23 protein-coding genes are annotated in these 25469 nt (G+C 68.7%); 17 read left to right on the plus strand and 6 right to left on the minus strand.

Annotated elements, in window-relative coordinates; genetic code table 11:
- The first annotated feature begins 104 nt into the window (after positions 1–104).
- From Aco04nite_RS12685 to hpf, 11 genes are all read left to right on the plus strand, one after another.
- Positions 105–716, plus strand: coding sequence for a hypothetical protein (locus tag Aco04nite_RS12685; RefSeq protein ID WP_212997446.1), 612 nt, complete (start codon positions 105–107; stop codon positions 714–716).
- A 208-nt stretch (positions 717–924) separates the two neighbouring features.
- Positions 925–1839 carry a helix-turn-helix domain-containing protein gene (locus Aco04nite_RS12690; RefSeq protein WP_244875944.1) on the plus strand — a complete coding sequence of 305 codons (915 nt, stop codon included), beginning with the start codon at positions 925–927 and terminating at the stop codon, positions 1837–1839.
- 48 nt (positions 1840–1887) lie between these two features.
- Positions 1888–2088, plus strand: a complete 201-nt coding sequence (locus Aco04nite_RS12695; protein WP_212997447.1) for a DUF397 domain-containing protein — start codon at positions 1888–1890, stop codon at positions 2086–2088.
- 125 nt (positions 2089–2213) lie between these two features.
- Positions 2214–3041, plus strand: coding sequence for an iron uptake transporter permease EfeU (gene efeU, locus Aco04nite_RS12700; RefSeq protein WP_212997448.1), 828 nt, complete (start codon positions 2214–2216; stop codon positions 3039–3041).
- A gap of 7 nt (positions 3042–3048) precedes the next feature.
- Entirely contained in the window at positions 3049–4188 is a 1140-nt protein-coding gene (efeO, locus tag Aco04nite_RS12705; RefSeq protein WP_212997449.1) for an iron uptake system protein EfeO, read from the plus strand.
- Positions 4189–4194: 6 nt separating this feature from the next.
- Positions 4195–5424, plus strand: coding sequence for an iron uptake transporter deferrochelatase/peroxidase subunit (gene efeB, locus Aco04nite_RS12710; protein ID WP_212997450.1), 1230 nt, complete (start codon positions 4195–4197; stop codon positions 5422–5424).
- Positions 5425–5505: 81 nt separating this feature from the next.
- Positions 5506–6195 (plus strand): MtrAB system response regulator MtrA, encoded by a 690-nt coding sequence (gene mtrA, locus Aco04nite_RS12715; protein WP_203842638.1) that lies wholly within the window; start codon positions 5506–5508, stop codon positions 6193–6195.
- Positions 6196–6295: 100 nt separating this feature from the next.
- Positions 6296–8005, plus strand: coding sequence for an MtrAB system histidine kinase MtrB (gene mtrB, locus Aco04nite_RS12720; protein ID WP_212997714.1), 1710 nt, complete (start codon positions 6296–6298; stop codon positions 8003–8005).
- Positions 8005–9828 (plus strand): LpqB family beta-propeller domain-containing protein, encoded by a 1824-nt coding sequence (locus Aco04nite_RS12725; RefSeq protein ID WP_212997451.1) that lies wholly within the window; start codon positions 8005–8007, stop codon positions 9826–9828. Before mtrB ends, Aco04nite_RS12725 begins: the two co-directional genes overlap by 1 nt.
- Positions 9829–10982: 1154 nt before the next feature.
- Entirely contained in the window at positions 10983–11807 is an 825-nt protein-coding gene (locus Aco04nite_RS48795; RefSeq protein ID WP_244875945.1) for a ComF family protein, read from the plus strand.
- A 196-nt stretch (positions 11808–12003) separates the two neighbouring features.
- Positions 12004–12624: a ribosome hibernation-promoting factor, HPF/YfiA family gene (hpf, locus tag Aco04nite_RS12735; protein WP_212997452.1), complete on the plus strand. Its 621-nt coding sequence runs from the start codon at positions 12004–12006 to the stop codon at positions 12622–12624.
- Positions 12625–12676: 52 nt separating this feature from the next.
- Here hpf and Aco04nite_RS12740 read toward each other — a convergent pair whose 3' ends face one another.
- Both Aco04nite_RS12740 and Aco04nite_RS12745 read right to left on the minus strand, forming a co-directional pair.
- Positions 12677–13810 (minus strand): GNAT family N-acetyltransferase, encoded by a 1134-nt coding sequence (locus Aco04nite_RS12740; RefSeq protein WP_212997453.1) that lies wholly within the window; start codon positions 13808–13810, stop codon positions 12677–12679.
- Positions 13807–14898 (minus strand): GNAT family N-acetyltransferase, encoded by a 1092-nt coding sequence (locus Aco04nite_RS12745; protein ID WP_212997454.1) that lies wholly within the window; start codon positions 14896–14898, stop codon positions 13807–13809. Before Aco04nite_RS12745 ends, Aco04nite_RS12740 begins: the two co-directional genes overlap by 4 nt.
- A gap of 175 nt (positions 14899–15073) precedes the next feature.
- On the opposite strand from Aco04nite_RS12745, the gene secA reads away from it, so the two are divergent.
- Both secA and Aco04nite_RS12755 read left to right on the plus strand, forming a co-directional pair.
- Positions 15074–17971, plus strand: a complete 2898-nt coding sequence (gene secA, locus Aco04nite_RS12750) for a preprotein translocase subunit SecA (protein WP_212997455.1) — start codon at positions 15074–15076, stop codon at positions 17969–17971.
- Between the two features lie 644 nt (positions 17972–18615).
- Positions 18616–19275: an HAD family hydrolase gene (locus tag Aco04nite_RS12755; RefSeq protein WP_212997456.1), complete on the plus strand. Its 660-nt coding sequence runs from the start codon at positions 18616–18618 to the stop codon at positions 19273–19275.
- 312 nt (positions 19276–19587) lie between these two features.
- Here the strand turns inward: Aco04nite_RS12755 and Aco04nite_RS48800 are convergent, their stop codons facing one another.
- The 3 genes from Aco04nite_RS48800 to Aco04nite_RS12770 all read right to left on the minus strand — a co-directional run bounded on the left by Aco04nite_RS48800 (position 19588) and on the right by Aco04nite_RS12770 (position 21397).
- On the minus strand, positions 19588–20520 hold the full coding sequence (locus Aco04nite_RS48800) for an Rv3235 family protein (protein WP_244875946.1): 933 nt from the start codon (positions 20518–20520) through the stop codon (positions 19588–19590).
- Positions 20521–20667: 147 nt separating this feature from the next.
- Positions 20668–20910, minus strand: a complete 243-nt coding sequence (locus tag Aco04nite_RS12765) for a helix-turn-helix transcriptional regulator (protein ID WP_212997458.1) — start codon at positions 20908–20910, stop codon at positions 20668–20670.
- Positions 20911–20935: 25 nt separating this feature from the next.
- On the minus strand, positions 20936–21397 hold the full coding sequence (locus tag Aco04nite_RS12770; RefSeq protein ID WP_212997459.1) for an Lrp/AsnC family transcriptional regulator: 462 nt from the start codon (positions 21395–21397) through the stop codon (positions 20936–20938).
- Between the two features lie 93 nt (positions 21398–21490).
- On the opposite strand from Aco04nite_RS12770, the gene Aco04nite_RS12775 reads away from it, so the two are divergent.
- Together Aco04nite_RS12775 and Aco04nite_RS12780 are read left to right on the plus strand one after the other, a co-directional pair.
- Positions 21491–21895, plus strand: coding sequence for a rhodanese-like domain-containing protein (locus Aco04nite_RS12775; RefSeq protein WP_212997460.1), 405 nt, complete (start codon positions 21491–21493; stop codon positions 21893–21895).
- Positions 21896–21935: 40 nt separating this feature from the next.
- Entirely contained in the window at positions 21936–22439 is a 504-nt protein-coding gene (locus Aco04nite_RS12780) for a DUF6912 family protein (protein WP_438874911.1), read from the plus strand.
- A gap of 4 nt (positions 22440–22443) precedes the next feature.
- Here the strand turns inward: Aco04nite_RS12780 and Aco04nite_RS12785 are convergent, their stop codons facing one another.
- A complete protein-coding gene (locus tag Aco04nite_RS12785; protein ID WP_244875947.1) occupies positions 22444–23415 on the minus strand; it encodes a hypothetical protein in 972 nt (323 codons plus the stop codon).
- Positions 23416–23748: 333 nt separating this feature from the next.
- On the opposite strand from Aco04nite_RS12785, the gene Aco04nite_RS12790 reads away from it, so the two are divergent.
- Positions 23749–24264, plus strand: a complete 516-nt coding sequence (locus Aco04nite_RS12790; protein WP_203842628.1) for a PadR family transcriptional regulator — start codon at positions 23749–23751, stop codon at positions 24262–24264.
- Positions 24265–24330: 66 nt separating this feature from the next.
- Positions 24331–25443, plus strand: a complete 1113-nt coding sequence (gene prfB / locus Aco04nite_RS12795; RefSeq protein WP_212997461.1) for a peptide chain release factor 2 — start codon at positions 24331–24333, stop codon at positions 25441–25443.
- Positions 25444–25469 lie beyond the last annotated feature (26 nt).

Raw genomic sequence — 25469 nt, forward strand, 5'->3', positions numbered from 1 at the left:
GTCCCACGACGCGCGCGGTACCAAACCGGGGGGATGAACGGGGCGGCGGGTCTTTGACCCGTCGTCCCGTTCGCTATTTGGCCGGCGTCGTTACGGTGACGCCCGTGGCTGTTGAATCTTCGGGGTCGTTGCCCGAGCCGATCACCCTCGCCGAGATCGTGGATGCGGGCCGGGATGCGCTGCGCGATCTGCTCGGCGTCGACTGCGTGCCCACGCTGGATGTCCTGCACCGGAGCCGGGGCAGCGACGGACGGCTGGCCGAGGGCGGCGAGCGCCGGCTCGGGCGTGGTGAGCTCGAGGCGGTCCGGCTCGGGGGGCCCGGGGTTCTGGCGGGCGAGGACGAGCATTACGAGGCCGCAGTCGACGGGTTCGAGTGTCGGATCTGGCTGTGGATCTTCCGCGCCGACGAGGATTACGCCGATGACCTGACCGAGCTCGAGGGGCGGCACATCGCGTGGCTCGAGTGCGTTCCGGCGCGTACCCCGGTAATGGTCGTGACCTCGATCGGTCTCGCGCTGGGGGCGGCGCGCAGCCGGGGCGGCTACTTCGACACGCAGCTCCGGCTCGCTCCGGAGCTGGGCGTCGGGGTCGCGGTTCCGGCGGAGCGGGCGCTGGCGTTGACCCGGCTCGAGGAAGTGCGCGGTGAAACGTACGAGCAAGCATGTGAACGGTTCTTGGATGTGTATTCCGCCGCTCGGCCCGGTGGGGCCCGCTGAGCTGGGCCTGCTGAGCTGGGGCCTGTGGGGTTGGGGAACATGGAAAAGCGAACCGGTGGTTGCCGCCGCCGGTTCGCTTTCCGGTTCTGCGCGCCGCCCCCGCAGGCGATGCGCAGGGTGCAGAGCCTCCCGCCTGGCGACCTGCACCTGTAGCTCCCGGCAGCCCCCGTGAGGGCTGGGGCGCTTGTCCAGCTCATCCCATTAGCACATGCTCCGCGCCGATCTGCAAGTGCAGATAGTGGTCTGCAAGTTGCATGTCGTGGCCGGTACGGTGAGTGGTATGGCGGGATCGACGTCGATGGCTGCCCGTCGTGAGCTGGCCGACGAGTTGCGCCGGCTGCGCGGCGGGCGGCGAGGTGCTGTTGTGGCCGCGGATCTGGGCTGGTCGGAGTCCAAGCTGAGCAGGATCGAGACCGCGCGGACCGGGATCAGCGACGCCGATCTGGAGCGGCTGCTCGACGCGCTCGCGGCGCCGGTGGGGGAGCGGATCCGGCTGCGTGATCTTGCCGATCGGGGGCGGGCGCGCGTGTGGTGGGCGCCCTACCGGTCGTCGGTGGCCGACCCCTACGACGAATATGTCGCCTTCGAGGCCGAGGCAGTGCTCATGTGCGAGTGGGAGGCGCAGCTCGTGCCCGGCCTGTTGCAGACCGATGAGTACGCGCACGCCATCATCCAGACCGGCGCCGATGTGCACGACCCCGAGACGGTGCAGCGGCGGACCGCCCTGCGGATGGCGCGTCAGAGCGTGCTTACCCGAGATCCTGCACCGCGGCTCTGCGTCGTGCTGGACGAGGCGGTGCTCAGGCGGGAGGTCGGCGGGCGGGAGGTGCTCCGGCGGCAGTTGCAGCGGCTTTTCGACGCCAGCCGGCGTCCCGGGGTCGAGCTGCAGGTCATGCCGTTCGCCACAGGGGCACACGCGGCGCTCGGGGAGGCGTTCGTCATCTTCGAGTTCGAGGACCGGCCCGCGGTGGTGCACAGCGAGGCGCTGACCGGTGGGCAGTTACGGACTAAGGACACCGAGGTGCTGGTGTATCGCAAGGCCTTCGCGGACCTGCGGCGACGGTCGCTTTCGGTGGATGAGACGCGAGAAGTCATCGCTCGAACGGGCGAACGGCTTGACTGAGTGTCGCCGCTGTCCGTTATGTCAGCGGGTATCCATTCGCTGAAGGGTATGACATTGCAGAAGAACGCGTTGACCTGGCGAAAGAGCACGCGTAGCGGGGCAGCCGGGCACTGTGTCGAAGTGGCGTCCGCCGCGGCGGCGGTTTTTGTCCGCGACTCCAAGAACGTCGAGGGGCCGGTGCTCGAATTCGGTCAAGCAGGCTGGGCCGAGTTCGTCGCCGGGGTGCGTGCGGGCGAGTTCGACCGCTGAAGAATGCCGCACGGGCGGCCTCTCAAGTCGCCCGTGTTCCAAGTAATGCCTGCTTGACTCGGTAGGCAGGGCCGTGCCTAAGGTATGCCGAACCTAAGTTAGGGAACCCTTAGCAACGGAGTGCCATGCTCGCCACGTACCTCATCGGACTCCGTGAGGGGCTGGAAGCCACGCTCGTGGTCAGCATCCTGATCGCGTTCCTGGTGAAGTCGCAGCGCAAGGACCGGCTGGTGCAGGTCTGGGCCGGTGTCGCCCTGGCCGTGGCGCTCTCCGTCTTCTTCGGCTGGCTGCTCAGCTACACCGAGACCACGCTGCTGCAGAAATACGAGCAGCGCGAGCTCTTCGAGGCGGTCACCTCGGTCCTCGCCGTCGGCTTCGTCACCTGGATGATCTTCTGGATGCGCCGGGCCGCCCGGTCCATCGCCGGTGAGCTGCGCACCAAGCTGCACGACGCGCTCGCCGTCGGCTCGGTCGCGGTCGGCGTGATGGCGTTTCTCGCGGTGGTCCGCGAGGGCCTCGAAACGTCGCTGATCTTCTACTCCGCGGTCCAGGGCGCATCGTCGAACACCAAGCCGCTGCTGGCGCTGATCGCCGGAATCCTGTCGGCCGTCGTCATTGGCTGGCTGATGTATGCGACAGCCATCCGGATCAACCTCGCCGTGTTCTTCTCCTGGACCGGGGCGCTGCTCATCCTGGTCGCCGCCGGGATCTTCAAGTACGCGGTGCACGACTTCCAGGAGTCCAACGTGCTCCCGGGGCTCAACAACCTGGCGTACGACATCAGCGGTGCGCTCGACCCCGGCGCCTGGTACACCGCGCTGCTCACCGGGATGTTCAACGTCACCCCGACGGCGTCCGTGCTGGAGACCATCGCGTGGGCGGCGTACGGAATCCCGGTCCTTGTCATTTTTCTCTGGCCCACCCCCCAACCGGCGCCCGCGCCTCAGCCGTAGGAGAGACATGCGTACCACCCAATTTGTTGCTTTGGCCGCGGTCGGCCTCCTCGGAGGCTCGCTCGCTGCGTGCGGCGGCGATGACTCCTCCTCCTCGGACAGCGCCTCGGGTGGCCCGATCGTGGTCAAGGCCAACGACACCGCCTGCGAGGTGGCGGCGACCTCGGCCAACGCGGGCACCAGCGTTTTCACCATCACCAACGGCGGAAACAAGATCACCGAGTTCTACGTGTACGCAGCCGGCGACCGCATCATGGGTGAGGTCGAGAACATCGCCCCCGGGCTCTCGCGTGACCTGCACGTCGAGCTGCCCGCAGGCTCCTACGAGACGGCCTGCAAGCCGGGCATGATCGGCAAGGGCCTCCGCGCGGCGTTCACCGTCTCCGGTTCGGCTGCCCCGCTCACGGACGACGCCAAGCTCGCCGACGCGACCGCCAGCTACTCGCGCTACGTCAAGAGTCAGACCGAGGCGCTGCTGCCGAAGACCGAGGAGTTCGTCACCGCGGTCAAGGGCGGCGACGTGGAGAAGGCCAAGGCGCTCTTCCCGGTCGCGCGTACGTACTGGGAGCGCATCGAGCCCGTGGCCGAGATCTTCGGCGACCTCGACCCGAAGATCGACGGGCGCGAGGAGGTCACCGAGGAGGGCATGGCGTTCACCGGCTTCCACCGCATCGAGAAGGACCTCTGGGCGGCCACGCCGGACATCAGCAAGGACGGCCCGATCGCCGACGAGCTGCTGACCAACGTCAAGGAGATCGTCGCCAAGGCCAACGCCGAGAAGCTCTCCCCGCTACAGCTCGCCAACGGCGCCAAGGGCCTGCTCGACGAGGTCGCCACCGGCAAGATCACCGGCGAGGAGGACCGCTACTCGCACACCGACCTGTGGGACTTCAACGCCAACGTCGAGGGCTCCAAGGCCGCGATCGCCTCGCTGCGCCCGGTCCTCGAGGAGCGGGACGCCGCCCTGGTCAAGACGCTGGACACCGAGTTCGCCAACGTCGACACCACGCTCGCCAAATACCGCGACGGCGACGGCTGGAAGCTGCACAACCAGCTCACCCAGGCCGACCTGAAGAGCCTCTCGGACGCGATCAACGCGCTCGCCGAGCCGATCTCCAAGGTCGCCGCGGTGGTCTCGCAGAAATAGGTTCTGATGTCCTTCTCCTGGAATGTGTCGCGCCGGCGGGCCATCGGGCTCGCCGGTATCGGCGTTGTCGGAGCCGCCTCCGTCGGTGCCGGTGTGGTGCAGGCGTTCGCGTCCGAAACGGATAACTCGGTCGCGTTCGCGGGCGAGCATCAGGCGGGGATCGTCACCCCGGCGCAGGACCGGCTGCACTTCGTGGCGTTCGACGTCATCACCAAGGACCGGGCGCGGTTGATCTCCCTGCTCAGGGACTGGGCGGCGGCCGCCGCTCGGATGACCGCAGGGCGGGACGCGGGGGAGATCGGGGCGGTCAACGGCGTACCCGAGGCACCCCCGGACGACACCGGCGAGGCGCTCGGGCTGCCCCCGGCCAACCTGACCATCACCGTCGGGTTCGGCAGGACGCTGTTCCGCGACGCCGACGGGAAGGACCGGTTCGGGATCGCCGCGCAGCTTCCGCCGGCCCTCGACGAGCTGCCGCACTTCCCGGGTGACGTGCTCGACGCCGCGCTGTCCGGGGGCGATCTGTGCGTGCAGGCCTGCGCGGACGATCCGCAGGTGGCCGTGCACGCGATCCGGAACCTCGCGCGGATCGGCATGGGTGTCGTCAGCGTGCGGTGGTCGCAGCTGGGATTCGGGCGTACGTCCTCCACGTCCACGGCGCAGGCGACACCGCGCAACCTCTTCGGGTTCAAGGACGGCACCGCCAACCTGAAGCTCGAGGAGACCAGCCTGCTCAAGGAGCATCTCTGGGTGCAGCCGCAGGACGGTCCGGCGTGGATGACGGGCGGGGCGTACCTGGTCACCCGGAAGATCCGCATGATCATCGAGACCTGGGACCGGTCGTCGCTGGCGGAGCAGGAATCCATCGTCGGACGGCACAAGGGGACGGGCGCGCCACTCGGGCGTACCGCGGAATTCGACGAACCCGACCCTGCCGCGCTGCCTGAGGGCTCGCATGTACGGCTGGCCCATCCCTCGCTCAACGGCGGCGCGCGGTTGTTGCGGCGGGGATACAACTTCGTCGACGGGTCCGACGGGTTGGGGCGGTTGGACGCCGGGCTGTTCTTCATGGCGTACCAGCGGGATCCGCGTAAGCAGTTTGTCCCGATTCAGCGCAACCTTGCCCGGCACGACGAGATGAACGAATACCTCAAAGCGGTATCACTCGGTCTCTTCGCCTGTCCGCCGGGAGTCTCGGATGCTGGGGACTTCTGGGGGAGCGCATTACTTGCCTGAGGCGGTATTTTTGTTCCGGCCCGGACCATGATCGACGGGCGGTCACACCGGCCGGAAGGGGACAGTGCAATATTGGATCGCATGAGAGCCCGCGTACTCGTCGTCGATGACGACCCCGCGCTGGCGGAGATGCTCGGCATCGTCCTGCGCAGCGAGGGCTTCCTGCCTTCCTTCGTGGCCGACGGTGAACGTGCCCTCGCCGCGTTCCGGGAGAACAGGCCCGACATCGTCCTGCTCGACCTCATGCTGCCCGGCATGAGTGGCATCGACGTCGCGCGGGCCATCCGCACGGAGTCGGGCATCCCGATCGTCATGCTCACCGCCAAGAGCGACACCGTCGACGTCGTGCTGGGCCTCGAGTCCGGCGCCGACGACTACGTGGTCAAGCCGTTCAAGCCCAAGGAGCTCGTGGCGCGCATGCGTGCCCGGCTGCGCAGGGGCGAGGACGCCGCGCCGGAGATGCTCACCATCGGGCCGCCCGGTAACCAGATCACCATCGACGTGCCGGCGCACACCGTCTCCCGCGACAGCGAGGAGGTGAAGCTGACACCGCTCGAGTTCGACCTGCTGGTCGCGCTCGCCCGCAAGCCGCGCCAGGTCTTCACCCGCGAGGTGCTGCTGGAGCAGGTCTGGGGCTACCGCCACGCGGCCGACACGCGGCTGGTCAACGTGCACGTCCAGCGGCTGCGCGCCAAGATCGAGCCCGACCCGGAGCGGCCGGAGATCATCCTTACGGTGCGTGGTGTCGGCTACAAGGCCGGGACCGGCTGATCCTCGGACTGATCTGTCGGGTTTCGTCCACAGGCGGGGCGGGCGCCGGGGTTGAGAAGGGCTAACCTTGGCCCCGATGCGCGCTCCTGCCTGGCTTCCGATGCCCATCCGCCGCACCCTGAGGGTGGTGCGGCGGCAGTGGCGCATAGTCGTGCGCCGGGCCCGCAAGGTGTCCGCACCCGCCCGCCGGGCCTGGCGCCGCTCGCTGCACCTGCGCGTCGTCACCCTCACGCTCGTCGCGTCCAGCCTGCTGGTCGGCGGCTTCGGCTGGTTCATCGCCGACCGCAGCACCCAGATCCTGCTCGACCGGGCCCGCGACGAGGTGAGCTCGCAGATGTCCGGCAAGGTCGACTACGCCGTCTCGCAGCTCACCGTGCACCGCACCGAGCGTGACCCCAAGCTCCCGACGACGATCAGCAACACGGTGACCCGGCTCAGCGACGGCGACCCGACCGAGAGCGGCGGCGCGCTCCTCGAGCTGCGCGCCGACAACTACCCCGATCTCAAACCGGTGATCTCCGACGAGCGGATCGACGCCAGCGCGCTGCTCACGCGGGAGATGCGCCACTCGGTCGCCAACGAGAGCCAGGTCGCCCGTCAGATCCGCACCATCGACGTGCGCGGCGAGCCGGTCAAATACCTGGTCTGGGGCTCGCCGGTGCCGACCAGCTTCGGTCACGTCGAGCTCTACTACATGGTCCCGCTGACCACCGAGGACAAGGCCGCCAACGAGATCCGTGCCACGGTGGCCGTCACCGGCCTGGCCCTGGTCCTGCTCCTGGGACTGCTGGCCGGCCTGGTCACCCGCATGGTGGTGACACCGGTCCGGGTCGCCGCCCGCACCGCCCAGCGGCTCTCCGCGGGCCTGCTCGACCAGCGGATGAAGGTCGACGGCGAGGACGACCTGGCCCTGCTGGCGGCCTCCTTCAACCAGATGGCGGCCAACCTGCAGCGCCAGATCGTGCGCCTGGAGGAGATGTCCCGCCTGCAACGGCGATTCACCTCGGACGTCTCCCACGAGCTGCGCACCCCGCTGACCACCGTGCGGATGGCCGCCGACCTCATCTTCTCCGAGCGTGACGAGTTCGAGCCGGCGGTGGCCCGCAGCGCGGAGCTGCTCCAGGCCGAGCTGGACCGCTTCGAGAGCCTGCTCACCGACCTGCTCGAGATCAGCCGCTTCGACGCGGGCTTCGCGGCCCTCGACGCCGAGCACTCCGATCTCGTCCCGATCATCGAGCGCGTCGCCGAGCGCCTCGCCGGCCTCGCCGAACGGGTCGGTGTGACGATCGAGCTGCGCCTGCCCGACACCCCGGTCATCGCCGAGGTCGACCCCCGCCGCGTCGAGCGCATCCTGCGCAACCTCGTCGGCAACGCGGTCGAGCACGGCGAGCGCAGACCGGTCGAGGTCACCCTCGCCACCGACGACGCGGCCGTCGCAGTCACGGTCCGCGACCACGGCGTGGGCCTGAAACCGGGCGAGGAGCGCCTGGTCTTCAACCGCTTCTGGCGCGCCGACCCGTCCCGCGCCCGCCAGACCGGCGGCACCGGCCTCGGCCTCTCCATCTCCGTCGAGGACGCCCGCCTGCACGGCGGCTGGCTCGAAGCCTGGGGCGAGCCGGGCGGCGGCGCCCAGTTCCGTCTCACCGTCCCGGTCCGCTCGGGCGATCGACTGGTCGCAGCGCCCCTCCCGCTGATCCCCCGCGACCGCGACAGAGCCATCGAGGCTGCTCCGGCCGTGGACTCCTCAGCGCCGCAGACTTCCCCCGCTGCCCCCTCGGCACTGGGCGACGAGCCCGCGGAGGTGCTGTGATGAAACGCGGACTGCTCGCCACCGTGCTGGCCGGTGCCATGCTGCTCGCCGGCTGCGGCATCCCGGAGAACACCGAGGTCTCCAAGGTCAGCGACGGCCCGCGCACCGGCGCCTCGTTCGGCCAGGACGACCCGCCGGACAAATCCACCCGCGAGGAAGCCGGCGACGACACCGCCCTGCTGGTGAAGTTCTATTTGCAGGCAGCCGCGGCGAGCGACCCCGACACCTCCCTCAAGCAGGTGCAGTCCTTCCTGTCCCCGTCGTTCGCCGCCACCACCCTCAAGGCGCCGACCGACGTCAAGGTCATCCACCTCATCGGCACACCCCTGGTCAACCCGGGCAGCGACGAGGTCAAGGTCACCGCGCTCACGGTCGGCGTGCTCTCCCACAACGGAGTCCTGGAAGCCTCGGAGGACAAGGGCGTCCAGACGTATTCGATGACGGTCTCGAGCATCACCGGCAAGGACGGCCTGTTCGTCACCAAGGCGCCCCCGGTCCTGCTCCTGACCGACGAGGGCCTCGAGGACTACTACCACCAGCACACGATCTACTTCTGGAACCGTGACCACACCGCGCTGGTCCCCGACGTGCGCTACCTCTCCGCCGACGTCCCCTCCGAGCAGGTCCCGCAGGAGATCGTCAAGTGGATGATCGAGGGCCCCGCCTCCTGGCTCGCCGGCGCCGCCGAACCTTTGCCGGACGGCACAGCGCTGATCGGTAACGTGCCCGCGGTCACCAACAACAAGCTCCAGATCAACCTGAGCGGTGGGTCCGCCCAGCAGCCGGACGCCCAGGCCGCCCTCGACCGGCTGCGCCGCCAACTGATGTGGTCGCTGCGCCAGTTCCTGCCCCGGGTGCTCGAGCTCAAGGTCGGCAACGGCCCCCAGACCGACTACGAGAGCAACGACTACTACACGAGCAACGCTTCGTACCGGCTCGCGGCCACCCCCGAACGCTTCGTGATCTACAACGAGCAGATCCGGCGCGTGTCGCAGTCGGCGGCCTCGACCGACCCCATCCCGGTGATCCGCCCCGAGAACAACCGCAAGGTCCGCGCGGCCGCCCTGGCCCGCAGCTTCAGCGATCGAGGTTACGCCGCCCTGGTGACCAGCGACGCCGGCAAACAGTCGCTCCAGGTCGGCTCGGCCCCGCGAGGCGAGCAGGCAAAACTGCACGCGGTGCCGCTGCCCGGCGGCTCGACCGGCCAGCCGGTGTGGGCGATCACCTCCGACGACGCCCAGACCGGAGCCATCGGCCTCATCACGGTCGGCGGCCGCCTCTACAGCTTCTCGCCCGACGACTCCACCCTGAAACGCGTCAACTGGCCCGGCCCGTCCGGCCTGATCTCAGCGGTCTCCGTCGCCCCCGACGGCCGTCGCCTGGCCCTGGTCGTCAACGGCGAGCTCTACGTCGCCGCCATGACCGCCGACGGCTCCGGCCCCGCCCTCTCCACCCCCCGCCGCGTCGAGATCTACCGCCTCGCCGACGTCACCGCAGCCGACTGGGGCACCGAAAGCTCCCTCATCGTCGCCGGCACCCGAAGCGACGGCGACCGGGTCGCCATCATCGAAACCGAACTGGACGGCGCCCGCTCCTCCGAAGTCCTCGCCGACATCGGCAACGAACACGTCAGCTACCTCGCCGCCTACCCCGTCAACCCCATCACCCAGAAATCCCTCCCCGACGTCATGGAATACATGGCCAACGGAGCCACCTTCGACATCCAAACCCAACCCTTCCGCATCAACGTCACCGACCTCGCCGACCCCGTCACCAACCCCCCACCCGGCGTCATCCCCGTCTCCCCCTTCTTCCTGCGCTGACCCCCATGCCCACCGGCCACTCCGACCCCCCAACGCCCAGCGGCGTTCACCCGCTCGGATCGGGCAGGTCGCCTTGGCCGGGCGGCTCGCTTGAGCCGGGCGGCTCGCTTGGGGCGGGCGGTCCGCTTGAGCTGGGCGGTTCGCGTTCGGCTGGGCTGGGCGGTTCGCGTTCGGCTGGCCCTGGCGGTTCGCTTGAGGCGGGCGGTTCGCTTGGGCGGAGCGGCTCGCGGTCGGCTGGGCTGGGTGGCTCGCTTGGGGCGGGCGGCTCGCGTTCGGCTGGGTCGGCTGATTCGCTCCTTCATGGGCCGGGCGGTCCGCTTGAGCGGGGCAGTTCGCGTTCGGCTGGGTCGAGCGGCTCGCTTGGGGCGGGAAATTTGCCTCATGTTGGGTCGGGCAGATCGCTCGGACCCGACAGCTCGGCTTCGCCCGGACCGGTTAGGTCGCATTCGGACAGGTCGGGCGGCTCGCTTGGGCAGGGCACTCCGCTTCCGCGTGGGTCGGGTCGTTCCGTTCCGGCTGCGTCGGGCAGATCGCCTTCGGCAGGGCAGGGGCGTTCGCTTCCGGCTGGCTCCGGCGGTTCGCCATTGGCTGGGGTGGGTCATTCGCCTTCGCCTGCGCGCGGCGGGCAATATCCGCGGCCACCAGGCCACTCGCGTTCGCCTGCTCCGGGCAGCTTTCCTCTGCCCACGCCCAGCCGCTTGAGCAAGCCGGCCGGCTCTGCCCGAAACCGTCCGGGCGTTCTGCCGCGTGCTGAAGCCCCAGCTCCAGCTCTCGCCCCTACGCCGGCCTCAGCCCGGGCCTCAGCTCCAGGCCGGGCCTCAGCTCCAGCTCCAGGCCGGGCCTCAGCTCCAGCTCCAGGCCGGGCCTCAGCTCCAGCTGCAGGCCGGGCCTCAGCTCCAGCTGCAGGCCGGGCCTCAGCTCCAGCTCCAGGCCGGGCCTCAGCTCCAGCTGCAGGCCGGGCCTCAGCTCCAGCTCCAGGCCGGGCCTCAGCTCCAGCTCCAGGCCGGGCCTCAGCTCCAGCCCCAGCCCCAGACCGGGCCCCAGCCCTGGCGCTTGCCCCAGCTCCGCTACCGGCCCAAGCCCCGGTCCCAGCTCCAGCTCCAGCTCCAGCTGTCGGGTTGGTTGGGCGGGTTGTTGCGGAGGCGCGGGGATGGGTGGGTGGGGTTGGTGGGGATTTGGCTGATCTGGTTCTGCCTGGGGTTTGTGCTGGGTGTGGGGCTGAGCGGGTTCCGTTGCGGTGTGCGGTCTGTTGGGAGTGCGCTGCTGAGTGGGAGGTGCTGCGGCCCTATGCCACGAGGCCGACGCCGGCGCCTCGGGGGATGCCGGTGTGTTTTGCGGCGGGGGTTTACGCGGGGGCGTTGCGGGGGGCTCTGCTGGCGTACAAGGAACGGGGGCGGTATCGGTTGAAGCGGCCTCTGGGGGTGTTGCTCGGGGCGGCGGTGGCTGAGGCTGCTGTGCGTGGGGGCGGGGGTCCGGGCGTACCCCTGAGGGTGGTTCCTGTGCCTTCGACCGCGGGGGCGGTGCGGGCTCGGAACGGTGACCATATGGGGCGGTTGGCCGGGGAAGCGGTCCGGTGGTTGCGGACGGCCGGGTGGGACGTTGAGGTTGCGCACATGTTGCGGGCGTTACCTCGGGCTGACTCCGTGTTGCTGGATGTGAACGGGCGTTTGGCTGCGGCTGAGAGTTCGCTGCGAATCAAGGGGGTTCGGATCCGCATTCCGCGGCGGCGGCCGACGATCAGAGGCACCCTGATAGTGGTTGACGACATCGTCACGACGGGGGCCACGCTGGCAGCGGTGACGGGTCGGCTCCGGGAGGTGGATATGCAGGTCACGGGGGCTGCGGTGGTGGCGGCGACGCGGCTGCGCAGGGGCCGGGCCGAGCGGGGTGCCGGCGGTGGTCCGCCGGGTGTGCCAGGGTCGGAAGTCCCGCTAACGGGTTCCCGAACGAGGGGTGACGAGCAGGCCTCGGCAGGTTAGCGTTCTGGTGACGAGGGTAAGCGCGTCTGTCTTACCCGCCACCGGAGCGAAGTCGATCATCAGACCCGCCGCACCGGAAAGGAGCGTCCTCGTAAGCCGATTCGGTCACGTGCGTGGGATTGCTCAGCTGTAGGGGTTCCCGCCGTCGCCGACACCCGCACACCGCGATCAAGTGCAACGTTGGGGGAGGTCACGAGTGGACATTGTCGTCAAGGGCCGCAACGTAGAGGTTCCCGCGCACTATCGGGAACACGTCGCCGAAAAACTGGCAAAAGTCGAGCGGTACGACCAGAAGCTGATCAGAGTCGACGTGGAGTTGTTCCACGAGCGCAACCCGCGGCAGTCGGACAACTGCCAGCGTGTGGAGATCACCGTCGTTACCAGAGGCCCCGTGGTACGGGCCGAGGCATGTGCCAAAGATTTCTACGCAGCGCTGGACGCCGCGTTCAACAAACTCGACGGGCGCCTCCGCCGCGCCGCCGACCGCCGCCGCGTCCATCGCGGCCGCCACGCGCCGGTCTCCGTGGCCGCCGCGACCGCAGGGCTCCCGACCGACCTGCCGAGCCTGTCACCGCCCGACGGTGGCTCATCGGTCGGCACGGACCTGCTGGAGCACGACGAGGACCAGCCTTGGCGCATCGTGCGCGAGAAGGAACACCCCGCGGATCCGATGACCGTTGACGACGCTCTCTTCCAGATGGAGCTCGTCGGTCACGACTTCTACCTCTTCCAGGACAAGGAGAGCGGCCGCCCGAGCGTCGTCTATCGGCGCCGCGGCTACGACTACGGCATCCTCAGCCTGGAAACAACGGGCTGACCGCCGCACGCCCACGGCTCGGCGGGCACAACCCGCCGAGCCGACAGAGGGCTCAGCTGTCGACGCTGACCAGACCGTCCAGCATGTCCTCCGCGAGCAGGGCGTACTGAACATCGTCGGTGCGGCGCCCGTCCGCGCCGGGCAGGCGGGAGCGCAGATAGGCCTCCCGTTTGAAGCCCGCCTTCTCGAGCACCCGCTGTGAGCCCAGGTTTGTGGGCAGGGCACCCGCGATGAGCCGGGCGATCCCCGTCTCGGCGAAGACCCACAGCGCGAGGAGCTGGGCCGCACGCGTCGGGAAACCCCGTCCCCGCCAGGCCGGCATCATGCTGTAACCGATCATGGCCTGGGCGGTGCGGGGTTCCTGGTAGTAGAGGCCGATCTCGCCGGCGGGCGTTCCGGTCTCGGCGTCGACGATGATCAGGTCGGCGCGGTCGCCGGCCAGCCAGTGCGATTGGGTACGGTCGCAGCGCCGTTCCATCTCGGTGCGGCTCGGCGGGATCGGCGGGACACTGGTCGCCACGACATCCGGCAGTGTGTGCAGCTCGGCGTAGAAGTCGAGGTCGTCCGGGGTCAGCGGGCGAAGTGTCACGACGCCGTCGCTCAGTTCTCCGCCGGGCAGGTCGGGCAGGAGACGTTCGATCGGGTCGGGCGGGTCACCGACCAGCTTCGCGTACGCGATCAGGTCGTCCCGTCCGCCGTCACGGTCGGGCAGCGCTCCCCGGCGTACCCCCTCCCGGGTGAAACCGGCGGCAAGGGCAACCCGCTGGCTCGCGGCGTTCTCCCAGTGCGTGAGCAGCTCGATCCGGGCCAGCCCGCTCTCAAAGGCATGCTCGGTCAGCGCCCGCACCGAGGCAGTCGCCACGCCGCGTCCCCGTGCACCCGGTGCCGTCCAGTAGCCGATTTCCGCCTGCCCGCGTTCGAGCGTGACCCGGTCGATGCCGATGCCGCCGAGCAGCGCGTCGGTCTGCGGGTCGGCGATCGCCCAGAACCCGCCGCCGACCTCGAACATCCGGGGCACGACGTCGTGCAGGTACTCCTCGGCGAGCGTGCGGGTGAACGGGATCGGCAGGGCGGGCAGGAACCGCCGCAGCTCCCAGTCGTTGTAGGCGACCAGGAGGTCGTCCAGGTCACCCCGGGCGAGCGCGCGCAGCCGTACGCCCTCGCCAGTGATCGTGGGCACCCTCACACAGCCTCTTCTCTCAAGCGCGACGCCACCCAGCAGTCCCGCCGTGTTCCGTTGATCTTCAAAGCTTGCCGCAGCGACCCCTCGGTCGTGAAGCCCGCCCCGGCCGCGACCTTGCCGGACAGTTCGTTGCCGGCCTCCCAGCGCAGCTCGATGCGCTGCAGACCGAGCTCCTCGAAACCCCACCGGCTGATCGCCCTGGTCGCCGCGACCGCATAGCCACGCCCGCGCGCCCAGGGCGCCACGAAATAACCCACCTCGCCCACCGCCGGGTCGTTGTCGCTCACTCTCAGATCAATCGATCCCGTGTACGCGTCCAAGTGGTCAACGATCGCGAAAACCGCTTCCGCGCCGCTGTCCCACCACTCGTTCACCCTGACAGTGACATAACGGCGTCCGTGTGACTCGTGATAGGGCTGGGGCGGCGCGAACCAGCGGACAACCTCCGGATCGTTGAACGCTTGAGTGACGCTGAGGATGTCTTTCTCCTCCGGCTTACGGAGGGTGACAGGGCCTGCCTCGAGAACCGGGTGGCCGGCGTAGAAGGCGCGCGCTGTCCTGCGTACCGACGAAGCGACGTCCGTGCCCGGAGGCGTGAGGCCCGTCTCCGTGAGCGCGCCCACCCACTGGGCCGGGCATTTCTTGTCGCCGGGCCGGGTCCCGATGATCGTGAATCCCAGTCGCAGCGCGGTCAGGCGCGAGGCGTGATTTCCGATCCGGGCCTTCCAGTCAATCCTGGCCAAACCCTCCTCGAACGCCCAGCGAAGCAACGCCCGCCCGGCGCGCTCGGTGACTCTGCGTCCGCGCGCCCATGGTGCCGACCAGTAACCGATCTCCGCGGTACCGGCGTCCTCGTTGATCGAGTGCAGCGCGACGCTGCCCACCAGATCGTGTTCGTCGAAGACGGCGAGGTGCAGCCCGTCGTGCTCGCGGATGAACCCCTCGGCATGCTCCCTGCCGTAGGGCCAGGGCAATTCTGGCGACCAGCGGTGCCGCACCGGGTCCTGACACGCCCGGACCATCGCATCGGCGTCATCGAGGTGCCAGGGGCGGATGCGGAGCTCGTCCACACGAAGATCGGGCGTCTGCACGCGGCCATCCTGCCCCGGGGACGCACGGGGGCGCCAACGGGTTGCGCGCTCCGCTCTCAGCGAACTAACTGCCGGGTTTTATGCCCTTTGCGAGGTTAACCCGAGGCTCGGCTCACCGGTGCGCAGAGAAGACGCCTACGATGGTTCGGCAGACCGTCTAGGGGAGCGTTGACCCGTGTCGATTTTCGAAAAAGTCCTCCGCGCAGGCGAAGGCCGCATGGTACGCCGCCTCAAGGCGATCGCCGAAGCGGTCAACTCGGTTGAGGACGAATACACCGACCTCACCGACGACGAGTTGCGGGAGTGGACCGAACAGTTCAAGCAGCGTTACGCCGACGGTGAGAAACTCGACGACATGCTCGTCGAGGCGTTCGCCGTGGCTCGTGAGGGTGCCCGCCGGGTGCTCGGACAGCGGGCGTACGACGTCCAGCTGATGGGCGGCGCCGCGCTGCACTTCGGCAACATCCCGGAGATGAAGACCGGTGAGGGCAAGACCCTGACCGGCGTGTTCCCCGCCTATCTCAACGCGCTCAGCGGTGAAGGCGTACACATCATCACGGTCAACGACTACCTCGCCCAGCGCGACGCCGAGTGGGTGGGCCGGGTGCACTCGTTCCTCGGCCTGACCGTGGGCGTGATCCTGCCCAACCGGCCCGCGGCCGAGCACCGCGCCGCGTACGCGTGCGACATCACCTACGGCACCAACAACGAGTTCGGCTTCGACTTCCTGCGCGACAACATGGCGTGGTCGGCGTCCGAGCTGGTCCAGCGGGGCCACAACTTCTGCATCGTCGACGAGGTCGACTCGATCCTCATCGACGAGGCCCGCACCCCGCTGATCATCTCCGGCCCGGGCGAGCACTCCCAGCGGTGGTACGGCGAGTTCGCCGCCATCGTGAACCGCCTGCAGAAGGGCAAGGAGGGTGAGCTCGACTACGAGGTCGACGAGGCCAAGCGCACCGTCGCCATCACCGAGCGCGGCGTGTCCCGCGTCGAGGACCGGCTCGGCATCGACAACCTCTACGAGTCGGTCAACACGCCGCTGGTGGGCTACCTGAACAACGCCATCAAGGCGAAGGAGCTCTACAAGCGCGACAAGGACTACATCGTCGACGACAACGGCGAGGTCCTGATCGTCGACGAGTTCACCGGCCGCATCCTGCACGGGCGCCGCTACAACGAGGGCATGCACCAGGCCATCGAGGCGAAGGAGGGCGTGGAGGTCAAGCAGGAGAACCAGACCCTGGCGACCATCACGCTGCAGAACTACTTCCGCCTCTACAGCAAGCTCGGCGGCATGACCGGTACGGCGCAGACCGAGGCCGGCGAGTTCAACCAGGTCTACAAGGTCGGTGTCGTGAGCATCCCGACGCACCGCCCGATGATCCGCCTCGACCACCCGGACGTCATCTACAAGACCGAGAAGGCCAAGTTCAACGCGGTCATCGAGGACATCGCCGAGCGGCACGCCACCGGCCAGCCGGTGCTCGTCGGCACGGTCTCGGTCGAGAATTCCGAGATCCTCTCGACCCTGCTGCGCCGCCGCGGCATCCCGCACAGTGTGCTGAACGCCAAGTTCCACGCGCAGGAGGCGACGATCATCGCCCAGGCCGGCCGCAAGGGCGGCGTCACGGTCGCCACCAACATGGCCGGCCGTGGCACGGACATCCTGCTCGGCGGCAACCCCGAGTTCCTGGCCGCGGCCGAGCTGCACCAGCGTGGCCTCGACCCCGTCGAGAGCCCCGAGGAATACGCCAAGGCCCTCGAAGAGGTCATGCCCTCGGTCAAGGAGGCCTGCGAGACCGAGGCCGCCGAGGTCATCGGCGCCGGCGGTCTCTACGTCCTGGGCACCGAGCGCCACGACTCCCGCCGCATCGACAACCAGCTCCGCGGCCGCTCCGGCCGTCAGGGCGACCCGGGCGAGTCCCGGTTCTACCTGTCGCTGCAGGACGACCTGATGAAGCGGTTCCGCGCCGGTGCTGTCGAGGCGGTCATGGACCGCTTCAACATCCCGGAGGACGTCCCCATCGAGTCGAAGATGGTGACCCGCCAGATCCGCAGCGCCCAGACCCAGATCGAGGCCCAGAACGCCGAGATCCGCAAGAACGTCCTGAAGTACGACGAGGTCCTCAACAAGCAGCGCCAGGTCATCTATGCCGAGCGCAAGCGCGTCCTCGACGGCGAGGACATGCACGACCAGGCCCAGCACATGATCGATGACACGGCCGCCGAGTACGTCCGCGCCGCCACCTCCGACGGCTACGCGGAGGACTGGGACCTCGACCAGCTCTGGACCAACCTCAAGCGCCTCTTCCCGCTGAGCCTCACCATCGAGGACGTCGTCGAGCAGTCCGGCGGCGAACGTTCCGCCATCGACCAGGAATGGCTCATCGAGCGCATCAAGGAAGAAGCCCAAGCGGCCTACCAGGCCCGCGAGGACGAACTCGGCGAGGAAGCCGTCCGCGAGCTCGAACGCCAGGTCCTCCTCGCGGTCATCGACCGCAAGTGGCGCGAACACCTCTACGAGATGGACTACCTGCAGGAAGGCATCAGCCTGCGGGCCTACGCCCAGCGCGACCCGGTCGTCGAGTACCAGCGCGAGGGCTTCGACATGTTCAACCAGATGATGGAGGGCATCAAGGAAGAAGCGGTCGGTTTCCTCTTCAACCTCGAAGTCCAGGTCGAAGAATCCCCCACGGTCACCCTCGACCCGAGCCAGGCAGTCGCCATGCCCCGAGCCAACGAGCCGGAGCAGCACGTCGAGGTCCGAGCCAAGGGCCTGGGCGGCCCCGCCCGCCGCCCCCAGCAACTCCAGTACACAGCCCCCACCATCGACGGCGAAGCCGGCGCCGGCGCCCCCCAGATCCAGCAGGAGCCCGAACAACAGGCCCCAGCCCTGGGCATCGGCACAGCCCCGGTCATCCCGGCCAGCCCCGCCCACACCGGCGCCCACCGCCAAACCCAGAACCGCACCTCAGGCCAGGCAGAGGCCGGCAACGGCCCCTCCCGCAACGCCCCCTGCTACTGCGGCTCCGGCAAAAAGTACAAGCGCTGCCACGGAGCCCCGAGCTAACCCTCAGCCAGCTCCCCGACCGGCCCTCACGCCCGCTCTACGCGGCGCGTGGGGGCCGTTTCGCGTAATTGGGGTCGGGCTTCTGTCTCGCGTGGATAGGGCGCTGTGGGCCTGGCTTTGTGGTCGGGCTCTTGGGCCGGGCTCTATGGGTAGGGCTTCGTTCCGTGGATGACCAGCGTCGGGATTTTGATTTCCTCGTCCGGGGCCATCCATAGGTCACTGCCGTCGGCGTCCGGCTGGGCTTTGCGGGAGCCCGGGCTGCGTCGGTTGGGCTTCCGGTGCCGGGCCCTGGACCGTGGGCCGGGTGCCGCGGGTTGGGGCCGTTTAGTTCGGGGGTCGGTGGGCCGCGGCCGTCGGGGTTCGAGGGGCTGGGTTCCCCGGGCTGGGTTCGCTGGGCGGGGGCTTTCTGGGCTGGGGGTTCCCTGGCTGGGGTCCGGGGGCTTTGTAGGCGGGTTCCGTGGGCTTGGGATCCTTCGGCTGAGGGCTGAGGGCTGAGGGCTGAGGGCTGAGGGCTGAGGGCTGAGGGCTGAGGGCTGAGGGCTGAGGCCGTGGGTTGGGTCTTGTGGGGCGGGCTCCGTGGGCCGGGTTTCCTGGACCGGGTTTCCTGGGTTGGGTCTCTCTGGTGATGGCCTAGCCTTCGGGCTGTGGTGCGCGGAGTGGTCTTCTTTGATGTCGATGGGACGCTGGTGCCGCATACCAGCAGTGGGCAGCATCTGGCCGAGTCGTTCGGTCACGCCGGCGTTGTGCGGGAGGCCGAGGCCCGTTATGCGGCCGGGAGCCTGAGCAACCAGGAGGTCTCCGTCCTGGACGCCCGCGGTTGGGCGACGCGAACTCCGGCCGAGGTGCGCGCCATCCTGGATTCACTGCCGCTCGTCGACGGCATCGCGGAGACCGTCGACTGGTGCCGGCAGCACGACTTTGCTCCGGTGTTGGCCACGTTGGCGTGGGATGCCGTGGGTGCCTATCTGTGTAGGCGTTTCGGCTTCGACCGTGCGAGCGGTCCGCGGCTGGAGGTCATCGGTGGCCGCTACACCGGTGAGGTAGCCGAGCACTTCGATGAGCTGGACAAGCGTGACTTCGCGATGAGTGCCGCCGCCGAACTGAGCGTGAAGCCGGCGCAGTGTGCTGCCATCGGTGACAGCCGTTCGGACCTGCCTCTCTTCGCCGAGGTGGGAATGGCGATCGCCTTCAACGCAAGTCCAACAGCACGCGCCGCCGCCCACGCGGCAACGGACGGCACCGACCTCCGAGCCGTGTTGCCCCTCCTAACCACCTGGCTGACCACTTTTCAACCCCCTCGCTGACCTTGCCCATGCCCGGGTGGGGCTGAGCACGCCCAGACCCCGGGTGGGGTTGAGCACGCCCAGACCCGCGTGGAGCTGAACGCGCCACGCCCACGCGGGTATGGATGTGCCACGCCCCGCGCGGGGATGGACGCGCCACGCCCACGCGGGTATGGATGTGCCACGCCCCGCGCGGGGATGGACGCACCGCGCCCATGTAGGGCTGGGTGTGCACACGCCCGCGCGGGTTGGTCGGGCATACGGGGTGAGGCCCAGGACGGCCGCCGCCTGTGGTGCTCAGCGGACGCCCCGGGGGATGACGGCGTTGGGTCGTCAGACGAGGCGCATGGTGGTTGCCAGCCAGCGGTTGGAGATGTGTTCGAGGCGGAAGGCCAGGGCCCAGGTTCGTTCGGGGGAGACCAGGACCACTGCTGCTTCTATGGCTGACGGGTGGGGTTCGCAGGTGGTCATGTGGACCAGTGCGACCGGGGACGGGGGCCGGCGGCGTGGGGACTGGTGGGCGTCCTGGCGGTCTGCTGCCACTCGCTGGGCTGCGATCAGGGCCTGGGCTATCACCGTCGGGGCTTCTCGGGGCTGGGCGAGCTTCTGCAGGTGCGCCGCGGGGCGGTAGCCGTTGACCACTTCGACGCAGGAATTCGCGAAGTGGTGGACCGCTGCTTCGGCTTCTGTCGGGGTGGAGGGGAGGGGCAGCCGCCGTGCCGGGACCGTTGTGGAGGGTTGCTGGCGGGTGGCGAGGGTGAGCGGGGCGGCACCGAGGCGCGTCGGGGCGGGCTCCAGCGCGGGCGGATCGAAGTCAGCCTCGAGCTCAGCAGCACCGAGGCCGCGAGAGAAGCCAGACCTGAGACCGGAAGTGAGCCGCGGGCTGAGGCCGGAAGTGCGCGGGCTGGGGCCGGAGGTGCGCGGGCTGGGGCCGGAGGTGCGCGGGCTGGGGCCGGAGGTGCGCGGGCTGAGGCCAGGAGAAAAACCAGGGCTGACGCCAGGAGAAGGATCAGGGCGAAGGTCCGCAGGAGAAAAATTGGGCCTGGGCTCCTCAAGGGAAAGATCAGGCGCAAGTTCCCCCGGAAAGGGGTCACGCCGGTCATCTCCGGAAGCAAGGCCACGGCTGCGGTCCCCAGAAGGAAGCCCACGGCTGGAATCCCCAGGAGTGCCGGCCGGAAAGTGGTCGAAGGGCGGGTCGACGACGTAAGCCCGGCGCAGGTTGATTCCCGGCTTTGGTCCTGTTTGTGCCAGCTCAGCGATCGACACGTTGCACCCCGATCCTTCGGTTTGCCTTCGTTTGCCTACGACTACGAGTGTCGAGGTGCGCGCGGCGACCGGTCAATGCCACTTCCAGAACCTGTGGATAACCCCGTGGATAACTTCGCGCGGAGGCGGCAGGGCGGGGGTGTGAGCTCAGTCGGTGAGCGGGTTGTCCTGCACCCACTCGGCCGTCTCGGCGTACTTCTGCTCGATGTATTCCTCGAGCTTGGCGCGTTCCACGCGCCACTGACCGCGGCCACCGACCTTGATCGCGGGGAGTTCACCGCTGCGGACCATGTGGTAGACCTGCGAGTCCGAGACGTTCAGCTCGGTGGCGACGTCCGAGAGCAGCAGGAACCTCGGCTCCGTACGCTTCTCCTCGGGCCCTTCGCTCATGAGCATTAGTTTGCCACCGTTTGACTCAGGTGAGGTCCCCTGAGGAAAGGGCGCGTCCCGGCAGCGGGCTGGAGTAGACGACGCTCGTCGTCACGGCGCCGAGGCCCGCGATCCGGCCTGTGACCTCTTCGAGGTGGCGCATCGAGCGGGTAAGGACCTTCAGGATGAAACAGTCGTCGCCCGTCACGTGGTGGGCCTCGACGATCTCGGGTGTGGTGTCCAGCAGGGCGTGGAACGGCTTGTAGTTGCCGGTCGGGTAGCGCAGCCGGACGAAGGCCATCACGTCGAAGCCGATCCGCGAAGGGTCCAGCGAAGCCCGGTAGCCGGCGATCACTCCGGTCTCCTCGAGGCGGCGGACCCGTTCGGCTACGGCGCTGGGTGACATCGCCACGGCGCGGGCGAGTTCCGCAAACGTGGCTCGGCCGTCGCGTTGCAGTTCGGCGAGCAGGCGCCAGTCCGTACGGTCAAGTGCGGTTTCAACGGTCACTCGCGGAAACTACCGTGGATGCGGGTGCAAAAGCAGCTCAGCGCCGTGGAGTCGGGATGTTGATCACACGGCGGCGAAAATAGCGTTGTGGGCATGAGAACAGCAGCGGAGATCTTCGCCGAACGCCTTGCCACGCAGACCGACGTGGCCGATGTCCGCAACGCCGAGCCGGGCAGCTTCGTGCTGGTCGACTCACGCTCGAAGCAGGCCTGGGACCAGGGGCATCTGCCCGGTGCGGTGCACATGCCGACCGCGGAGATCGCAGGCCGGGCACATGAGATCGAAGGGGCGGTCGTCACGTACTGCTGGGGGCCGGGGTGCAACGGTGCCACCCGGGCCGCGCTGGAGTTCGCCAAGCTCGGCTATGAGGTCCGCGAGATGCTCGGTGGTGTCGAGTACTGGATCCGGGAGGGCTTTGCGCTGCGTACGCCCACCGGCGACGTCACCCGAATTCCGGACCCGCTGACAGCCCCTGCCACGGACGCCTGCGGTTGCTGATGAGATAAAGGGGAGCAACCACGACGTCGGGGAGACAAAAGTGCCGATCACCGAGCAGGTCCGGGTCTACGTGCCGGCCACTGTGCCCCTGCTGGCCATGCTCAAGGAGTCCGGCCAGCTGCCCGTCACGGAGGGCCACACGGTCACCCCGGGGCTGCGCGAGTGGTACGCGGAGGGCGACGAGGAAGAGCTCGAGTACGTCGCGTTCACCCGCGCCGCCCAGGCCGCCCTGCAGCTGTTGCGCCACGACCCGAAGGCTCCGAGCCGGCGGGTCGTGGTCTCCGCCGACGTCCCGGCGAGCGCCCTCGTGCGGGAGGACAACGAGCTGGGGTCGAGCATGGTGACGCTGCCGCAGCCGCTCTCCATCAAGTCCGTTGCCGCGATCCACGTGGACAGTGCCGACGCCGCCGAACAGGTCGCCGCCGCGGCTGAGGTGGTGCTGGAGGCGCTGGCCGGTGACCCCGACGCCCAGTTCACAGTCGACGGCGCCGAGGATCACGAGCTCGAGTGGTACGCCGTGACGGAGCTCGACGAGCTCCTCTGATGCACTACTCCGCGCGGGCGGCTTCCTCGATCTGGTCAGCGTCAGTGGTCGAGGAGGCGGGCGCCGTGACGGGAGCGGCCCGCCGGGACGGCTTGGGGGCAGGCTCGACGTCGGCGGGGGAGCTGAGGGTGCGCCCGACGGCCACGATGGCCGTGAACGCGCCGACGAAGAGCACCATCAGAGCGTTGTTGAGCCGGGTCCCGCTCAGCATGGTCTGGATCGTCGAGTCCAGCACGCTCACCCGTCCAGCGAGATCGAACACCCGCGCACCTGCCGTGCGTACGAGAATCTCTCCCAGAACCAGGAGCAGGCCCGGCCCGGCGCCCGCCAGACCGAAGAGCGGCCACCGCAGGCCTTTGTCCTTGCGCAGCAGGCGGTAGGTGATGAGGCCGGCGGCCAGGCCACCGAGAATGCCCTGCGCGTAACCCCAGTAGCTGGCCGCGTTGGCCTGTGACGCCGAGCTGCTGCCCGCGCCGAACACCGGCAGCAGGTCGTCCTGCAGGAACGCGAGCACCATGCCGACCAGGAAGACCGCGATCGCTGCCCAGCTGACCGCCGCGGTGATCCGCTGGCGGGGGAGTCCGGCCAGCGCGCCACCGATGGTCGCTGCCGCTGCGATCGTGCCGCCGGTGACCGCGTAGATCCAGCCCTCGGTGTTGATCGTGATGATGGCGAGCGCGCCGAGGCCGCCGATGATCACGCCGCTGCCGGTGGAGATCACGAAGCGCACGGTGGTGCCGACCTCACGGCCGCGGCGCGAGACCAGGGCCAGGACGGCCAGGCCGACCGCCGCGCCGGCGACGAGCATCGCGGAGACCGTGCCGGGCATCGCGTACGCCGTGGAGGTGACCTCGATTTCGGCGTCTGTCTGACCGGTGATCGAGACCCGGGCCGACCAGAGCATCCCGGCCGCCCACAGCAACCCCGTGAACGCCAGAGAGAGCGCGGAGAGGATGCCCCGCGAAGGAGAAGGCATGGCCAAAGGGTACGCGGGCCGCCGCCGCGAGCTCGGTGGAGGCGGCGGCGAGTCCTAGATGGGCTGATTGTCCCGAAAGTCGTTTCTTCAGAAATTTCGCGTCACATCGGACCCGGCGATCCGCCAGTTTTGAAGCGGTTCCGGACTTCGAGCGCCGTCTGACCGATTTCGCGCTCCATTTTACCCCCCGAGACTCGTTCACAACGGCAAAACGCCCGGTCACGACCCTCGTGGTCGGACTGTCTGTGCGGGACAGTCGTATGTGGAGACGCAAATTGGACGGATCGGGCGAAATCCTGGACGCCGCAGCGACAAAGTGGCAGCTTAGAAGGCATGCCCGACTCTCAAATCAACCCTACGGCTGCCGCTCTGCTCGGTCTGCTCCACGACGGGCCGATGACCGGCGGACAGCTCATGGCGGCTGCCGAACGCCGCCTCGGGCCTTACTGGTCGATGACGCGGAGCCAGGTCTACCGCGAATTGCCGGTCCTGGCCGAGATGGGATACGTCCGCCTCGGCAAGCCAGGACCGCGGTCCAGCCAGCCCTATGCCATCACCGCCCCCGGCAAACGTGCTTTCAGCCGGTGGCTCGCCGAATCTCCCGGCCGTGACGCGATCCGTAACCCGGTCGCGTTGCGCGTCGCATTCGGTCAGCAGCACGCGGGCGGCCAGCTGAAGACGCTCTACACCGGTGCCAACGAGTATCACTCCGAGGCCCTGGCGATGGCGCGCGAGCAGGCCAAGGAGGCCAAAAAGGCCGGCGATCAGTACGGTGCCGCGGCGCTCGAGTTCGCGGTCGCGTACCACAAGGCGGCTCTGACCTGGCTCAAGGCCGCACCTGCGGAGTGATGACGGAATTACGCAGCATGGGCCGCCCGGCCGCAACAGCGGCCGGGCGGCGTATTCTTAACAGTCGTGAGTGCAGCCGACTTTCCTGACCAGCTCAAGGCGCTCGACGCCACCCTCCGCAATATCGAGAACGTGCTCGACCTCGACAGGCTGCGGCGGGAGCGTGCTGAGCTCGAGGAGCAGGCCTCCGCCCCCGACCTGTGGGACGACCAGGCCCGTGCCCAGGAGGTCAACTCCAAGCTTTCGTACGCCGCCAGCGAGATCTCGAAGATGGAATCGCTGCGCAGTCGTCTCGACGACGCCGCCCTGCTGCTCGAGATGGCCCAGGCCGAGGGCGACGAGGGTTCCGTCAACGAGGTCGGCACCGAGATCCTGAGCCTGCAGAAGGCCATCGACGCGCAGGAGGTCCGCACCCTGCTGTCCGGGGAGTACGACTCCCGCGAGGCAGTGGTCGCCATCCGCGCCGGTGCCGGCGGTGTCGACGCAGCCGACTTCGCCGAGATGCTCCTGCGGATGTATCTGCGGTGGGCTGAGCGCCACGGTTACCCCACCGAGGTCTACGACACCTCCTACGCCGAGGAGGCGGGCCTCAAGTCCGCCACCTTCGCGGTCAAGGTGCCCTACGCGTTCGGCACGCTCAGCGTCGAATCCGGCACCCACCGCCTGGTCCGGATCAGCCCGTTCGACAATCAGGGCCGCCGCCAGACGAGCTTCGCCGGTGTCGAGGTGATGCCTGTTGTGGCACAGACCGACCACATCGACATTCCGGAGAACGAAATCCGGACCGACGTCTACCGTTCGTCGGGGCCTGGTGGACAGAGCGTTAACACCACGGACTCCGCCGTGCGTCTCACGCACATTCCGACGGGCATCGTCGTGACGTGTCAGAACGAGAAGTCGCAGCTTCAGAACAAGGCTTCGGCGATGCGGGTCCTGCAGGCCCGGCTGCTCGAGCGCAAGCGCCAGGAGGAGGAGGCCAAGATGGCCGGCCTCAAGCAGGACACCACCGGATCGTGGGGTGACCAGATGCGTTCGTACGTCCTGCACCCCTACCAGATGGTCAAGGATCTGCGCACTGAGCAGGAGACCGGCAACCCGCCGTCGGTTTTTGACGGCCACATCGACGAATTCATCGAGGCGGGCATCCGGTGGCGTAAGCAGACCCAGATCGCCGGCTGAGCGCGTCAGTGCCCGGTCGTCCGATA

The organism is Winogradskya consettensis, assembly GCF_018332715.1.
GTDB lineage: Bacteria > Actinomycetota > Actinomycetes > Mycobacteriales > Micromonosporaceae > Actinoplanes > Actinoplanes consettensis.

Bases quoted from the DNA above. Each gene is read 5' to 3' on its own strand.
- efeU (WP_212997448.1), top strand. From the start codon at position 2,214: ATGCTCGCCACGTACCTCATCGGACTCCGTGAGGGGCTGGAAGCCACG.
- efeB (WP_212997450.1), top strand. From the start codon at position 4,195: ATGTCCTTCTCCTGGAATGTGTCGCGCCGGCGGGCCATCGGGCTCGCC.
- Aco04nite_RS12690 (WP_244875944.1), top strand. From the start codon at position 925: ATGCTCCGCGCCGATCTGCAAGTGCAGATAGTGGTCTGCAAGTTGCAT.
- Aco04nite_RS12765 (WP_212997458.1), bottom strand. From the start codon at position 20,910: ATGAGCGAAGGGCCCGAGGAGAAGCGTACGGAGCCGAGGTTCCTGCTG.
- Aco04nite_RS12725 (WP_212997451.1), top strand. From the start codon at position 8,005: ATGAAACGCGGACTGCTCGCCACCGTGCTGGCCGGTGCCATGCTGCTC.
- Aco04nite_RS12775 (WP_212997460.1), top strand. From the start codon at position 21,491: ATGAGAACAGCAGCGGAGATCTTCGCCGAACGCCTTGCCACGCAGACC.
- Aco04nite_RS12790 (WP_203842628.1), top strand. From the start codon at position 23,749: ATGCCCGACTCTCAAATCAACCCTACGGCTGCCGCTCTGCTCGGTCTG.
- Aco04nite_RS12695 (WP_212997447.1), top strand. From the start codon at position 1,888: ATGACATTGCAGAAGAACGCGTTGACCTGGCGAAAGAGCACGCGTAGC.
- efeO (WP_212997449.1), top strand. From the start codon at position 3,049: ATGCGTACCACCCAATTTGTTGCTTTGGCCGCGGTCGGCCTCCTCGGA.
- Aco04nite_RS12785 (WP_244875947.1), bottom strand. From the start codon at position 23,415: ATGCCTTCTCCTTCGCGGGGCATCCTCTCCGCGCTCTCTCTGGCGTTC.
- mtrA (WP_203842638.1), top strand. From the start codon at position 5,506: ATGAGAGCCCGCGTACTCGTCGTCGATGACGACCCCGCGCTGGCGGAG.
- mtrB (WP_212997714.1), top strand. From the start codon at position 6,296: ATGCCCATCCGCCGCACCCTGAGGGTGGTGCGGCGGCAGTGGCGCATA.